The organism is Streptomyces sp. NPDC050085 (genome assembly GCF_044460595.1).
In the GTDB taxonomy this organism is placed as follows: domain Bacteria; phylum Actinomycetota; class Actinomycetes; order Streptomycetales; family Streptomycetaceae; genus Streptomyces.
In genome coordinates this window covers 263470-276852 of sequence record NZ_JBITJZ010000006.1, presented here as the reverse complement: position 1 = coordinate 276852, position 13383 = coordinate 263470, and the positions used below count along the sequence as shown (strand labels likewise).

Sequence of the window (13383 nt, the reverse complement as noted above, 5' to 3'; positions counted from 1 at the left end):
GGCTGCACGCGGCTCGCCCATGGTGCCATCCGCCGCTACGGCCGCGGACGTCCGCCCAGTTCGTCGTAGAGCAGCGCGCACTCGCCGGTCTGGCCCGTGCGGTACGCGGCCCGCGCGACCAGATGCGCGGCGACGGCGCTGGTCAGGAGCTGGAAGAACGCGACCAGGGCGAGCGTGCCGAGGTCGACCCCCGAGCGCAGGCGCAGGGCCACCCCGGTCAGGAGCAGCAGCATGCCGAACGTCTGCGGATTGGTCGCGGTGGCGCTGCGGGTCAGCACGTCCGGCAGCCGCAGCATGCCGATGACACCGGCCAGACAGACCGCGGCGCCGAGGAAGAGGAGGACGGAACCGGCCAGGTCGGCCGCCTGCTGCCAGGTGTTCACGGGCGCTCCTTGACCGCGGCGCGGTCGCGTACGGCGATGAACCGGGCGATGCCCACCGAGCTCGTGAAGCCCAGGAAGGCGAGGACCAGCATGATCGACAGGTAGTAGCGGGTCCGGGTGATCGCTGCGTCCACGCCGATCCCGGCGATGATGAGGACGGCCGCCACGTCCACGGCGACGGCCCGGTCCAGCATCGAGGGGCCGCGCCAGATGCGGATGAGCAGCAGCACGCCGGCGAGCAGGATCAGCACCAGCGCGGCGTCGAGCAGGATGTCGTTGGCCAGGGTCACGGGCCGGTCGCCTTTCCGGGAGGGGGAGTCGGGCTCGGTGAGGGGTCGGCCGCGATCCGGGCGATCTCCTCGCGGGTGCCGAACGCCCGGACGACGAGCGCCTCCAGACGCCATGCGTCGTGGCGTGCGCGGTCCGCGGCCGAAGGCACGTCGGCGTCGCTGACGTGCAGGAACAGCGTGGCCGTCGTCGCGTTGACCTCGACGAGCGCACCACCGGGCACGCTGGAGACGGCGACGGCGGTCGCCGCGATCATCAGGTCGGTGCGGCAGCGCAGCGGCACCTGCACCACGGCGGCCGGCCTGTGCCGTCCGGCCAGGGCGTGCCGCGTCACGGTGACGCTGGAGGCCACCATGTCGTAGAGCAGATAACCGGCGAGCCGCAGGATGCCGCGCGGCCGCAGGCGCAGCTCCAGGTCGACGGCCGGGAGCGGGAAGACGAGACACAGGATCACCGCGACGACGACGCCGCTGATCAGGTTGCCCCAGGTCAGACCCGACCACAGCAGCATCCAGATGACGGTCAGCCAGGCGGTCAGCGGCAGGTCGAAGCGGCGCCGGCGCGGGGTGGGAGTGGGGGAGTTCACGGTCCGAGCACCGCCTGGACGTAGGGGGTACGGGCGAGGAGTTCGGCGGCGGAGCGGTCCGCCAGGCCGGCGAGCGGCGTGGCCAGGACGGTGTAGGCGAGGCCGAGGGCGACCGCGGCGGTGGTCGCCGCGGTCATGACCCGGGGGACCCGGGCGGTGGTGCGCACGCACACAGCAGTGGCCGTGGCCACCCCCGCACCCTCGTCCGGCGCCGAGTCGGGATCGTCGCTCTCCTCCAACACGTCGCCGTCCGGCGTGAGTTCACGTACCGGTGCGGCGCGCCAGAAGGCCAGGTTCCACACCTTCACCACCACGTAGAGCGTCAGCAGGCTCGTCACGGCGGCCGCGCCGAGCAGGACGTACGCCCACCCGCCGCCGTCCGCCGCACCCGCCCGCATCAGCCCCAGCTTCCCGATGAACCCCGACAGCGGCGGGATCCCGGCGAGGCTCATGGCGGGCACGAACCACAGGGCCGCGAGCAGCGGAGCCGTCCGGGCGGCGCCCCCGAGCCGCGTCAACTCCGTTGTCCCGTACCGCTTTTCGAGCAGGCCCGCGGCCAGGAACAGCGTCGTCTGTACGGTGATGTGGTGCGCGGTGTAGACGATCGCGCCGCCGATGCCGCCCCGGCTGCCGAGCGCGAGCCCGTACAGCATGAAGCCGATGTGGCTGACGAGCGTGAACGACAGCAGCCGCTTCAGGTCCGTCTGGGCGACCGCCCCGAGGATCCCGATGAGCATTGACGCACAGGCCACCGCCATCAGGACGCCCGAGAGCCGGTTGCCGGGGAACAGCAGGGTCTCGGTGCGGATCATCGAGTACACGCCGACCTTGGTGAGCAGCCCCGCGAAGACCGCGGTCACCGGCGCCGGCGCCGTCGGATAGGAGTCGGGCAGCCACGCGGCCACGGGGAACGCGGCCGCCTTCACCGCGAACACGGTGAGCAGCAGTACCTCCGCCATCGTCCTTACGCCGAGGGGGAGTTCGGGCACGCGCACGGCGAGCTGCGCGAAGTTCACGGTGCCCGCCGCCGCGTACGTGACGGCCACGCCGGACAGGAACACCAGGGAGGAGACGAGCGAGACGACGACGTACGTGGAACCGGCGCGCACGCGCGGCTCGGTGGCGCCGATCGTCAGCAGCACGAAGCTGGCCATCAGCATGATCTCGAAACCGACGTACAGGTTGACGAGGTCACCCGCGAGGAACGTCAGCGACACCCCGGCGACCAGGACCAGGTACGCGGGGTGGAAGACGGCGATCGGCGCGCTGTCCTCGCGGTCGGCCATGTCCTGGCCCAGCGCGTAAATGAGGACGATGAGGGTCACGGCGCCGGACACGGTCAGCATCAGCGCACCGAGCCGGTCGGCGACCAGCGTCACGCCGAGCGGCGGCCCGAAGTCGCCGAGGTGGACGGCGAGCGGCCCGGTGCGGTCGGCCTCGACGAGCAGCACCAGGTCGACGGCGACGACCGCGGCGAGCACGCCGATGGTGATGATCCGGTGCAGCCAGCGCAGCCGCGGCCCGATGAACAGGCTCAGGCCGCACACCGTGAGCGGCAGTACGACGGGCAGCGGAACGAGAGTGTTCACCGGGTGTCCTTGGGGTCCGTGCCGAGTACGTCGTCCCACAGGTCGCCGGAGGAGTCCCGGGCCCGTGCCTGCAGGGCGCGGTCCGTGCGGATCCGGTGGCGCTGCTCCCGGCGCTCGTCGCGCCAGGCCCGCGGACCCTCGCCCTGGTGCTGGGCGCGCAGCTCCGCACGCTCGGCGGCGATCTGGGCACGCAGCACCACCCGGTGGTCCGCGATGTCGTCCGGCACGAAGTCCGAACCGGTCAACTGGCTGCTGCGGTACGCCATCGCGAGCACGAACGCCGTCGTCGCGAGCGTGATCACGACCGCCGTCAGCACGATGGCCTGCGGCAGCGGGTCCGTGACCCGGGAGTGGGCGACCCCGGGATACAGCAGCGGCGGCAGTCCGGCGGGACCGGCCGAGGCGAGGACGAAGAGATTGACGCCGTTGCCGCAGACGATGACGCCGATCAGCACCCGCGTCAGGCTGCGGGTGAGGATGAGCACGCCGCCGACGCCGGTCAGGACGACGGCGCAGGCCAACAGGGTCGCACTGACACTCATCGCTGCTCCCGACTCGCGAGCGCGAGGCCCGCCCGGTACTCGGTCTGCTGGTCGATCTTGGCGCCGAGGGCCCGGACGACGTCGAGGACGACGCCGAGCACGAGGAGGTAGACCCCGAGGTCGAAGAGGACGGCGGTGCCCGCGTGCCAGTCGCCGATCAGCGGCAGGTGCCCGTGCCAGGTCCATGCGTGCAGCACGGTTCCGTCGGCCAGGCCGAGGAGTGCGATGCCCGTCGACAGGGCCAGGCCGAGACCGGTGAAGAACCCCGGGTGGACCGGCGCCGCCGCGGCCAACTCGTGCCGCCCGCCCGCGAGATAACGGATCATCAGGGCGACCCCGGCGACCAGGCCGCCGACGAAACCGCCGCCCGGCAGGTTCTCCGCGCACAGCAGCAGGTACACCGACAGCATCAGGATCGGATGGAACACCAGGCGGGCCACCACTTCGAAGACCACCGAGCGGTGCTCGGGCGCGAGCGTGTCCCCGGCCACCAGCCAGCTGTGCTCGGGCGCGCCCGGCCGGTACGCGGGTGGCACGCGCAGCCGGGACGCGGCGAGCGACCACGCGGTCACGCCGCCGGGCAGCCGGGCCGGGGCGGCGGCCGTCGGGCCCTGCCGGCGGTGCACGTAGAGCAGGCTGGTCACGCCGAGCACGGCGACGGCGAGGACGGCGGACTCGCCCATCGTGTCCCAGGCCCGGTAGTCGACGAGGATCGCCGCGACGACGTCCTTGAGCCCGTGGTGCGCGGTCTCCTCCGTCATGGCGGCCCCGGCCGGAGCGGCCCGGCGCGCCCCCGCGGCCAGCCACACCGCGCACGCCACCACCGCGCTGCTGCCCAGCGCGAGCAGCGTGGCGGTGAGGCGGCGGCGCACCTTGTTCCCGTCCCCGAAGAACACCGGCAGCCGCCGCAGGACGAGCACCAGCGCCACCGTCGACACGGTCTCCACGCCGAACTGGGTGAGCGCGAGATCCGGCGCGCCCTGCACCACGTACAGGGTCGCCGTGCCGTAGCCGGTGAGACCGGCGAGCACGGCCGCCTTCATCCGCCGCTGCACCACGACACACATCAGCGCGCAGGCACAGGTCAGCGCCCCGACGGCGGGCTGCCACACGGAGTCCCACGCGCGGGGCGCGGGGGTGGCGTGCCAGGGCCGGTCGGTGGCGAGGACCGCGACGAGCCCGGCGAGCATCACCGCCAGGACCGTGGCGACGTACGAGGGCAGCGAGCCCTTCTGGACGGCGCCGGTCACCTGGAGAGCGGTCCGCTCGAGGCCGAGCACGACCCGGCCGAACGCCTCGTCGGCCTTCGGCCAGGCCAGGCGCCGCCCCAGCCGCACCACCGGCTCCCGCGCCAGGAACAGGGCGGCGCCGCCCGCCCAGGCGAGCGCCGACAGACCGAGCGCGGCCCCGAAGCCGTGCCACAGCGCGAGGTGGTACGGGTGCTCGGGCACCGGGAAGGCGTGCGCGTACTGCTCGAAGAGACCGGCGAGTTCGCCGATCGCCGGACCGAGCACGAGACTGCCGAAGGCGAGCAGCGCGGGCGCGGCGAGGAACGCCGGACCGACGCGGTGCACGGGAGTGTCGGCGACGCCCGGCTTGCGGGCGAAGGCGCCCCACAGGAAGCGCAGCGTGTACGCGGTCGTGAGCGCGGAACCGACGACGATCAGGGCGAGCGCCCACCGCTCGGCGACGCTCCCGTGCCACAGGGCGTCGAACGCGGCCTCCTTCGCCACGAACCCCAGCAGCGGCGGCAGCGCCGCCATCGAGGCACCCGCCACGACGGCGACCGCGCACACCCACGGCAACGACCGCCCCACGCCCGAAAGACGCCGCAGATCACGCGTCCCCGCCGCATGGTCGACGATGCCCGTCACCAGGAACAGCGGCGCCTTGAACAGCGCGTGCCCCAGGATCATCGCGATGGCCGCGAGCGCGGTGTCGTACGAACCCGCGCCCGCGAGGACGACGAGGAAGCCCAACTGACTCACCGTGCCGTACGCGAGGACGAGCTTGAGGTCGTTCAGACGCAGCGCGCGCCAGCCGCCGAGCAGCATCGTCGCCGTGCCCAGCGTCAGCAGCAGCGGCCGCCACGGGGTGACGTCCGCGAACGCGGGTGCCAGGCGTGCCACGAGGTAGACCCCCGCCTTCACCATCGCCGCCGCGTGCAGATAGGCGCTGACCGGGGTGGGTGCGGCCATGGCGTTGGGCAGCCACAGACTCAGCGGCCACACCGCCGACTTGGCCAGCGCCCCGCACAGGATCAGCACGACGGCGGCGGTGAGGACGCCGCTCGGTGCGGGCGGCGTCTCGACGATCCGCGAGATGCGGTACGTCCCGGCCAGCTGACCGAGCATGAGGAATCCGACGAACATCGCGAGTCCGCCCACCGAAGTGACGGTCAGCGCCTGCAGGGCCGAGCGGCGACTTGCCCGCTGCTCGCTGTCGTAGCCGATGAGCAGGAACGACAGGACCGTCGTCAACTCCCAGAACAGGTACAGGATCATGAGGTCGTCGGCGAGGACGAGCCCGAGCATCGCGCCCGCGAATGCGAGGAGGTTTCCGGCGAACGGGCCCAACTGCCGTGTCCCGGGGGCGAAGTAGCCCGCGCAGTACATCAGGACCAGGGCGCCGATCCCGGCGGCGAGGAGCACCATCACCATCGACAGTGCGTCGAGCCGGAACGCGACCTCGACGTCGTACGCCTTGATCCAGGTCCATTCCTCGGTGGGTGCGTGCCCCGACTCCACTTCGCTCCACTGGGACAGCGCCCAGGCGAGCGCGGCCGCGGGCACCGCGGCGAGCAGGAGGAACGCACGCGGGCCCGCCCGGCGGACGAGCGGGGCGGCACAGAGCGCGAGGGCGAAATGAGCGAGGACCAGCACGGTCATGGACCATGCATATCGGGACCAAACGGTCTTAAGGGGTGGGGCGCGCCGAGTGATCCCTCATGGTTTGCGGCCCGTGCGCGGTGGGCGCCGAACTGCGCGTGCGATCACGTCCGGTAGGGCCGCAGCACCGCCATGCCGTCCTCGAGGCCGATCCGCATGGCGAAGTCGAACCGGTCCACCTCCGCGCACAGCTCCACATCGTCGGGGTGTGCGCCGCTGCGCCGCCCGGCGCGCAGGTCGTCCGCGGCCGGGGAGGTGCGGGCACGGTCCAGATGAGGGCCGGGGTCGGGGCGGTCCCCTGCCAGGAGTTGGGTCAGGTAGTCGGCGCACGCCAGGTCCTCGACGGCGCGGCCGTCCTCGCCGGTGGCGACGAACGTGACCGACTCCGCACCGGCCTGCACCAGAGCACGGGCCGTCGCGCCGGCCACGGCGAAGCTCGCGCACAGGGCCAGTTCCGCCTCGACGACCGCCAGGGCACCCACCGTTCCCGCCGTGGTCTTCTGAATCACCGTACGGCCGGTCAGGTCGGCCTCCCGCAGCAGACCGGGGGAGTTGACCAGGTCGAACCCGTCGGAGAGCGCCCCGTCCTTGAGCGCGAGCCAGCCCGGGTGTGCTGCCTTGAGCGCCAGTGCCTCGCTGACACCGGCGGCGAGGACGATCTTCTCCGCGCCGCGGTGGAAGGCCCACGCGGCAGTGGTGAACGCCCGCATCACATCGATCACCACGGCCACCTTCTCGGTGCCGTCCACGCCGGGTATCCCGACCACACGCACGTCCATGCGGAGATCGTCGCACCCCACGAAAGCGCTCCACAAGGCACGTTGACGATCTTCCGGTACGGGCGTCGGGATCTAGGGCGTGTCTTCAAACTCCCTCCCCCAGCTAACGCTGGGAGGTGCCCCCAGCCTCACGACGCCTGGCACGCACTCTCGCCGCACCGGGCGCAGACCCAAGTACATCCAGTACGAGGGTCGGCACCCGGCACGCCGAGAGCACGCACCAGACGCCGCAAGGCCGCCCTCCGGGCGACGACGGGAGTTTGAAGACACGCCCTAGTGCTGTGACCGGAAACGATCACCGGGTTGGCGCTGACTGGTCTCGCGCCGGTTGGATGTGACGACACGTCCGATCGGCGCGGGGAGGCGGGATGGCGGAGCCGGTCAGGGTTCGCAGGCTGACCGAGCAGGAGGGGCATAAGCTGCAGCGGATCGTGCGGCGAGGCACCACCAGCACGGTGCGGTTCCGCCGGGCGATGATGCTGCTGGCCTCGGCGAGCGGGAACAGCGTCCCGGTTATCGCCCGGCTCGTCCAAGCCGACAAGGACACCGTCCGCGACGTGATCCACAAGTTCAACGAGATCGGGCTGGTCTGCCTGGACCCTCGATGGGCGGGAGGCCGTCCCCGCCTGCTCCGCGATGACGACGAGGACTTCGTCATCCAGACGGCCACCACCCGCCCCGCCAAGCTCGGCAAGCTTTTCACCCGATGGTCGATCCGCAAGCTCGCCGACCACCTGCGGCGCAACGTCAGCCGCCCCATACGGATCGGACGCGAAACCCTGCGCTGCCTGCTGTCCCGCCGCGGGATCACCTTCCAGCGCACCAAGACGTGGAAGGAATCGAGCGACCCGGACTTCGACACCAAGCTGGACCGGATTGAGTACGCGCTCACCCAGCGGCCCGAGCGGACCTTCGCCTTCGACGAGTTCGGCCCCCTGGGCATCCGCCCGACCGCCGGGTCCTGCTGGGCGACGCAGGGCAGGCCGGACCGGCTGCCGGCCACCTATCACCGCACCCATGGCACCACCTACTTCCACGGCTGCTACTCCGTCGGCGACGACACCCTGTGGGGCGTCAACCGGCGCCGCAAGGGCATCGACCCGACCTGGGCCGCGCTGAAGTCGATCCGCGCGGCCCGCCCGGACGGCGCCCCGATCTACGTCATCCTGGACAACCTGTCCGCGCACAAGAGCTGGCGGATCCGCCGCTGGGCAGCGAAGAACAAGGTCGAGCTGTGCTTCACACCGACGAACGCCTCCTGGGCGAACCCGATCGAGGCCCACTTCGGACCACTGCGGCAGTTCACCCTCGCCAACTCCCACCACCCCAACCACACCGTCCAGACCCGCGCGCTGCACCGCTATCTGCGCTGGCGCAACCACAACGCCCGGCACCCCGACGTCCTCGCCGCTCAGCGACGCGAGCGAGCCCGTGTCCGCAGCGAGAAAGGCATCCGCTGGGGCGGACGCCCTCTCGCCGTATAAGCCCCCGGTCACACGCCCGGCTGACCGCCCGGGGCCAGCACTGAGTCAGCGTCGCGGGTGGGCATCGACATCGCCATGAACAGGGCGACAAACCAGAACAAACCAGTGAAAGCGCCGATCGCATTGATCGTGATGACCAACCGCAGGCGCTGAACCCTCCTGCGACAGGCGACGAGCGACGGCACGCTGAGGATGAGCAGCGCCACCAGGGCCATGCCCGTCAGCTCCAAAAGACCTATGTCTGAGAGCACCGGTCCACCCTATCTGCGTCCCCCGGGCCATCGGATGCGAGGCCGGTCGACACCAACCCGGTGATCGTTTCCGGTCACAGCACTAGCGCTTCACGCGATGACGCAGGTAGACGACCCGCGGACTGAGGGCGCGGGTCTCGACGAGCTCGAGATCCACCCGGCGCTCGTGCCGGGGAAAGAACGGGACGCCGCCGCCCACCAGCACCGGGTAGACCCTGGCCCGGTACTCGTCGATCAGATCCAGCTCGGCCGCCTGAGCGGCGAGGGCGGCGCCGCCGATCGCGATGGCGCCCTCGCCCGGCTCGGCCCGCAACCGCCCGATCTCCTCCACCAGGCCGCCGGAGGCAAACCGGGCATGCCCCCGCACCGACGTCAGCGTGCGGGAGAACACCACCTTCGGGAGCGGATTCCACAGCGCGGCCCAGGTGCGCCGGTCAGCGTCCAGGGAGGGATCCTGGGCGGCGGTCTCCCAGTACAGCATCGTCTCGTACAGCCGCCGGCCCATCAGATGGACCCCGACCTCCTGGATCTCCCCGATGGAGAAGCGAAAGACCTCGTCGTCGGGCGCCGTCCAGTTGAAGTCGCCGTCCGGCCCGATGACGTAGCCGTCGAGCGAAACGGCCATCGAGTACATCACGCTGCGCATCGGAAGTCCTCCTCGGTGCCGGGTCGTTCGACCCTACGGCCCTCGGACCTGCACAGTCGTCAGTTGTGCCGTCAGGGAGTCCGCGTCCCGGGTGCGAGCCGCTCCGCCAAGAACGCGATGATCTCGTCGCGGGCCTGGACGGTGGGGTGGCCGTCCCGGTCGACGAGGTGGGCCGTCGTGACGCTGTGGGCGCAGCCGACGACGTCACGGAAGAAGGGCGGCGGGTCGGTGCGCGCCGCGTCGTCGGGCAGCACACGGCCGTCGAAGGCGTCGCCGAGCAGCGCTCGGTAGGCGGCGAAGCGGCGGCCCGTGCACCAGGTGTCGTTCTCGAAGCGGTAGGCGAGCACCTTCAGGCCGTCACGCCTGACGCGTTCGGCCACGGCGGCGGCATCCTCGTCGTCCATCTCCAGGCCCCCGGGATCATCGAGCGGAAGGGACGGATGGTTGACCACCGGGGCGATGACGGCGGGTTCGAGGGTCATGGTCAGGGCGAAGTTCCCGGTGAAGCACAGGCCGACGGCGCCGACTCCGGGGCCGCCGCGCTCGGCGTGCGCCGCGCGGGCCAGGCCTCGCAGCCAGCCGACCACGGGACTGGTGCCGCCACCCGCGAACGCCCGGAACTCGGCGCTGACACAGGCGCGCCGCACGACGGTCTCGGCCGCATCCGCGAGGGGGTAGGCCCCGTCGACACCGAAGAGCGAAGGCACGTACACGGAGAATCCGGCGTCGCGGATCCAGCGGGCGAGGCGGGCCACGTCGGGGCTGATGCCCGGCATCTCCGGCAGGAGGACGACCGCCGGTCCCGAACCGGCGACGTAGACCTTCTTGGTGGCCTTCTCGACAGCGAACTCCCTGCATTCGAAGTCGTCGAGGGAGTCGTCGAGGGAGTCGTCGAGGGAGTGGTCGCGTCGGCCTTGCGTGGTTGTCATGACGGAAGGATGGCCGCATGCTGTCCCTCCGGAGAATCGGCGATATCGCCAAGTGACCGGGAGATACCGCCAGTTGTCGCCCGGGGGAGGGGGAGGGGGAGGGGGGAGTGAGTCCGTTGCGGGTGAGTGTCCTCGCCTATTCCGGCTGTTTCGCGTCGGAGGTGTTCGGCGTGCTCGACCTCCTGACCATGGCCTCGCACATCGCAGCCGCCCAGGGGGCCGTCGCGCCGGCCTACGCGACGTCGGTGGTGTCACCGCGGCGGCGGGTGACCGCGTCCGGCGGCGCACGCCTGGACGTCTCGGCGGTGCGGCCGGCGGACGTCCTGATCGTGCCGGGTTTCGAGTTGCACCCCTCACTCGACCTCGACGCGGCACTCGCGGAACTGGCACCGGAGACCGCCACGATCCGGGAGCAGGCGGCCGCGGGCACCGCCGTGGTGTCCCTGTGCGTCGGCGCGTTCCTGGTGGCGCAGGCCGGACTCCTGGACGGCCGGGAGGCGACGACGTCGTGGCTGTACGCCGACCGCCTCGCCCGCCGCCACCCGCAGGTGCGCGTCCGCCCCGAGCAACTCGTCGTGACCGACCGCGGCGTGACGACCACCGCGGCCTTCAGCGCCATGTACGACTTCGCGCTGCGGCTCGTACGTGAACACGACGGCCCCCGCGTCGCCCGCGGCACGGCGTGCGTCGCACTCCTCGACGACACCCGGTCAGGGCAGGCGCCCTACGTCGACGTGGATCTCCTTCCGACGGTGGGGCGCGGCTTCGCGCGCGACGTCATGCGCTGGCTCGACCAGCGTCTCGCGGCGCGCTACGACCTGACGGCTCTGGCCGGGGAGTTCGGCGTCAGTACGAGAACCATGCTCCGCCGGTTCCGCGACGAGACGGGTCGCACCCCTCTCGCGTACCTGCACGGTGCGCGGGTGAACCGGGCCAGGCACCTGCTGGAGACGACCGACAGGACGGTCGGCAGCATCGCGGGCGACGTCGGCTATCGCGACGCGGGAACCTTCAGCGGGATCTTCGCCCGCCACGTGGGACAGCAGCCCGGCGTCTACCGGGCCACGCGGCGCGACCACGCCCAACGGCCCACCGCGTAACGGGTGTTCAGTCGGGGGTGACGCCCGCGAGAACGGCGAGGACGGCGAGGCGGATCCGGTTGTCCCGGCCCGTCTTCGCCATCAGGTTCGCCACGTGCGTCTTCACCGTGGTGACGCCGAGGTGCAGACGGTCGGCGATCTCCTTGTTGGACAGTCCTGTTCCGAGCAGGCCGAGCACCTCGCGTTCACGGGGCGTGATGTCCGGTACGAGGGCGGGGTCGTGCGAGCCGACCGGGCTGTGCGGATCGTGCGGATCGTGCGGATCGGAGTCGTCATCGGAGCGGGAGTGGAGTGCCCGGGTGACGAGGCGGTCCAGGACGTTCCGGCTGAACGGGGCTTCCCCGGCGGCGGCCCGGCGTACGGCGTCCAGAAGTTCGGCAGGCGGGGTGTCCTTGACGAGGAAGCCGCACGCACCGGCCGTGAGCGCCGGGAACAGGTGATCGTCGTCGTCGAACGTGGTGAGGGCGACGATCCGCGTGGCGGGGCGTGCGGCCAGGATGCGGCGGGTGGCCGTGATGCCGTCCATGCCCGGCATCCTCAGATCCATCAGGACGACATCGGGCGTGATCCGGTCGGCCAGGCGCACGGCTTCCGCACCGCTGTCGGCCTCGCCCGCGATCTCGATGCCCTCGACCTGTTCGAAGAGCATGCGCAGCCCCATACGCACCAGCTGCTGGTCGTCGACGACAAGGATGCGGATCACTGCTGGGTCTCCATCTGCGGTACGGGGAGGGGGAGTTGGGCTGTGACGCGCCAGCCCAGACCGGCGGGGGCGGCGTCCAGCCGGCCGCCGAGCACGTGCACACGCTCCCGCATGCCGATCAGGCCGTGTCCCGATGCGCCGGGGACCGTCGGTCCGGCTCTGCCCGCTCCGTCGTCCTCGACGGTCACGCGGACGCTGTACTCGTCCAGTTGCACGACCAGCTCGGCGTGGGTGCCGGGCCCGCCGTGCCGCGCCGCGTTGGCCAGGCTCTCCTGGACCAGGCGCAGGACCGCCTGGCCCCGTACCGCGTCGAGCCGCGCGAGGCCCGGATCCAGGCAGGCGGTCACACCGAGGCCGGTCTGCACGCTGCGCTCCACCACGGTTTCCAACGAGGCCCGGAGCGCGCCGGGAGTGACCAGGGGGCCGGTGTCGTCGCGGGCGTCGTGCGGGGCGCGCAGCACGGTCACCAGGCCGCGCAGGTCGGCCAGGGCGGCGCTGCCGCTGGAGTGCAGGTCGTCGAGGACCTGGGTGATGCGCGGGTCGGCGGTGCCCGCGGCGTCGACGACGTGCCGGGCCACACCGACGCGCAACACCATGGACGACACGTGGTGGGCCACGAGGTCGTGCAACTCCCGTGCGATCGCGGCACGTTCCGCAGCGCGTGCCGCCGAAAGCTGTTCCTCGGTGCGGAGTTCCTGCTGCCGAGCGTCCTCGTGTGCGCGCCGCGCGGCGTCGCGGGTCACCCGTACGTATGAGCCGAGCAGCAGGGGAAGACCCGCCACGATGCCCATCTTGTAGAGGACGGGCAGGAGTTCAGCGGGGAGGTCCTCCACGCGGTTGGCGGCGACGGCGAGTGCCAGCGCCGCCGCACCGAGGGCGAGCGGGCGCCCCGATCTGCGCAGCGCCAACTCGAAGAGGGTGACGGCGGCCAGCACCTTCAACGAGGAGACGGTGCTCGCACCCAGTGCATCGGCCACGACGAGCAGCCCCGACTGAGCCAGCAGCGCACCGAACACCCACCGTCCCGCCACCAGGCACAGCGCCACTCCGATCCCGGCGACGACCAAGTCCCCTGCCGTGGGTGCAGGTTGGAGCAGCAGGACGTCGCCGATCAGCACGCCGGCGAGCACCAGCGCGCGGATGACGGCGAAGCCGCTGTCGAAGGCGGGCTCGAGCCAAGATCGGTTCACGCGCTCACGATAGGCGGCTGCCCCG

The 13383-nt window shown here is 71.8% G+C and carries 14 protein-coding genes; 2 read left to right on the top strand and 12 right to left on the bottom strand.

The genetic code is table 11. The annotated features are described in order from the left end of the window. Nucleotides 1-35: 35 nt before the first annotated feature. From mnhG to ACIBUY_RS24305, 7 genes are all read right to left on the bottom strand, one after another. Nucleotides 36-383, bottom strand: a complete 348-nt coding sequence (gene mnhG, locus ACIBUY_RS24335; RefSeq protein WP_365575902.1) for a monovalent cation/H(+) antiporter subunit G — start codon at nucleotides 381-383, stop codon at nucleotides 36-38. Further along, complete coding sequence (locus ACIBUY_RS24330; RefSeq protein ID WP_399153682.1) at nucleotides 380-673, bottom strand: monovalent cation/H+ antiporter complex subunit F; 294 nt, start codon at nucleotides 671-673, stop codon at nucleotides 380-382. Before ACIBUY_RS24330 ends, mnhG begins: the two co-directional genes overlap by 4 nt. Next, nucleotides 670-1257: a Na+/H+ antiporter subunit E gene (locus ACIBUY_RS24325; RefSeq protein WP_399153681.1), complete on the bottom strand. Its 588-nt coding sequence runs from the start codon at nucleotides 1255-1257 to the stop codon at nucleotides 670-672. Before ACIBUY_RS24325 ends, ACIBUY_RS24330 begins: the two co-directional genes overlap by 4 nt. Beyond that, nucleotides 1254-2846: a Na+/H+ antiporter subunit D gene (locus ACIBUY_RS24320; RefSeq protein ID WP_399153680.1), complete on the bottom strand. Its 1593-nt coding sequence runs from the start codon at nucleotides 2844-2846 to the stop codon at nucleotides 1254-1256. Before ACIBUY_RS24320 ends, ACIBUY_RS24325 begins: the two co-directional genes overlap by 4 nt. Further along, on the bottom strand, nucleotides 2843-3388 hold the full coding sequence (locus ACIBUY_RS24315) for a Na(+)/H(+) antiporter subunit C (protein WP_365575910.1): 546 nt from the start codon (nucleotides 3386-3388) through the stop codon (nucleotides 2843-2845). Before ACIBUY_RS24315 ends, ACIBUY_RS24320 begins: the two co-directional genes overlap by 4 nt. Further along, nucleotides 3385-6276 (bottom strand): Na+/H+ antiporter subunit A, encoded by a 2892-nt coding sequence (locus tag ACIBUY_RS24310; RefSeq protein WP_399153679.1) that lies wholly within the window; start codon nucleotides 6274-6276, stop codon nucleotides 3385-3387. The genes ACIBUY_RS24315 and ACIBUY_RS24310 overlap by 4 nt, the downstream gene beginning before the upstream one ends. A gap of 104 nt (nucleotides 6277-6380) precedes the next feature. After that, nucleotides 6381-7055, bottom strand: a complete 675-nt coding sequence (locus ACIBUY_RS24305) for a 2-phosphosulfolactate phosphatase (RefSeq protein WP_399153678.1) — start codon at nucleotides 7053-7055, stop codon at nucleotides 6381-6383. Between the two features lie 368 nt (nucleotides 7056-7423). On the opposite strand from ACIBUY_RS24305, the gene ACIBUY_RS24300 reads away from it, so the two are divergent. Then, complete coding sequence (locus tag ACIBUY_RS24300; protein ID WP_399153677.1) at nucleotides 7424-8539, top strand: IS630 family transposase; 1116 nt, start codon at nucleotides 7424-7426, stop codon at nucleotides 8537-8539. Between the two features lie 8 nt (nucleotides 8540-8547). Here the strand turns inward: ACIBUY_RS24300 and ACIBUY_RS24295 are convergent, their stop codons facing one another. From ACIBUY_RS24295 to ACIBUY_RS24285, 3 genes are all read right to left on the bottom strand, one after another. Continuing rightward, nucleotides 8548-8790, bottom strand: a complete 243-nt coding sequence (locus ACIBUY_RS24295) for a superinfection immunity protein (protein ID WP_399153676.1) — start codon at nucleotides 8788-8790, stop codon at nucleotides 8548-8550. A gap of 82 nt (nucleotides 8791-8872) precedes the next feature. Next, entirely contained in the window at nucleotides 8873-9436 is a 564-nt protein-coding gene (locus tag ACIBUY_RS24290) for a dihydrofolate reductase family protein (RefSeq protein ID WP_399153675.1), read from the bottom strand. Between the two features lie 71 nt (nucleotides 9437-9507). Continuing rightward, nucleotides 9508-10365 (bottom strand): dienelactone hydrolase family protein, encoded by an 858-nt coding sequence (locus ACIBUY_RS24285; protein WP_399153674.1) that lies wholly within the window; start codon nucleotides 10363-10365, stop codon nucleotides 9508-9510. Nucleotides 10366-10472: 107 nt separating this feature from the next. On the opposite strand from ACIBUY_RS24285, the gene ACIBUY_RS24280 reads away from it, so the two are divergent. Continuing rightward, nucleotides 10473-11465: a GlxA family transcriptional regulator gene (locus tag ACIBUY_RS24280; protein ID WP_399153673.1), complete on the top strand. Its 993-nt coding sequence runs from the start codon at nucleotides 10473-10475 to the stop codon at nucleotides 11463-11465. Nucleotides 11466-11472: 7 nt separating this feature from the next. Here ACIBUY_RS24280 and ACIBUY_RS24275 read toward each other — a convergent pair whose 3' ends face one another. Both ACIBUY_RS24275 and ACIBUY_RS24270 read right to left on the bottom strand, forming a co-directional pair. Beyond that, on the bottom strand, nucleotides 11473-12168 hold the full coding sequence (locus tag ACIBUY_RS24275; protein WP_365565742.1) for a response regulator transcription factor: 696 nt from the start codon (nucleotides 12166-12168) through the stop codon (nucleotides 11473-11475). Next, nucleotides 12165-13358 (bottom strand): sensor histidine kinase, encoded by a 1194-nt coding sequence (locus tag ACIBUY_RS24270; RefSeq protein WP_399153672.1) that lies wholly within the window; start codon nucleotides 13356-13358, stop codon nucleotides 12165-12167. The genes ACIBUY_RS24275 and ACIBUY_RS24270 overlap by 4 nt, the downstream gene beginning before the upstream one ends. Between the last annotated feature and the right edge of the window lie 25 nt (nucleotides 13359-13383).

Bases quoted from the DNA above. Each gene is read 5' to 3' on its own strand.
- ACIBUY_RS24310 (WP_399153679.1), bottom strand. From the start codon at position 6,276: ATGACCGTGCTGGTCCTCGCTCATTTCGCCCTCGCGCTCTGTGCCGCC.
- ACIBUY_RS24315 (WP_365575910.1), bottom strand. From the start codon at position 3,388: ATGAGTGTCAGTGCGACCCTGTTGGCCTGCGCCGTCGTCCTGACCGGC.
- ACIBUY_RS24300 (WP_399153677.1), top strand. From the start codon at position 7,424: ATGGCGGAGCCGGTCAGGGTTCGCAGGCTGACCGAGCAGGAGGGGCAT.
- ACIBUY_RS24285 (WP_399153674.1), bottom strand. From the start codon at position 10,365: ATGACAACCACGCAAGGCCGACGCGACCACTCCCTCGACGACTCCCTC.
- ACIBUY_RS24290 (WP_399153675.1), bottom strand. From the start codon at position 9,436: ATGCGCAGCGTGATGTACTCGATGGCCGTTTCGCTCGACGGCTACGTC.
- ACIBUY_RS24305 (WP_399153678.1), bottom strand. From the start codon at position 7,055: ATGGACGTGCGTGTGGTCGGGATACCCGGCGTGGACGGCACCGAGAAG.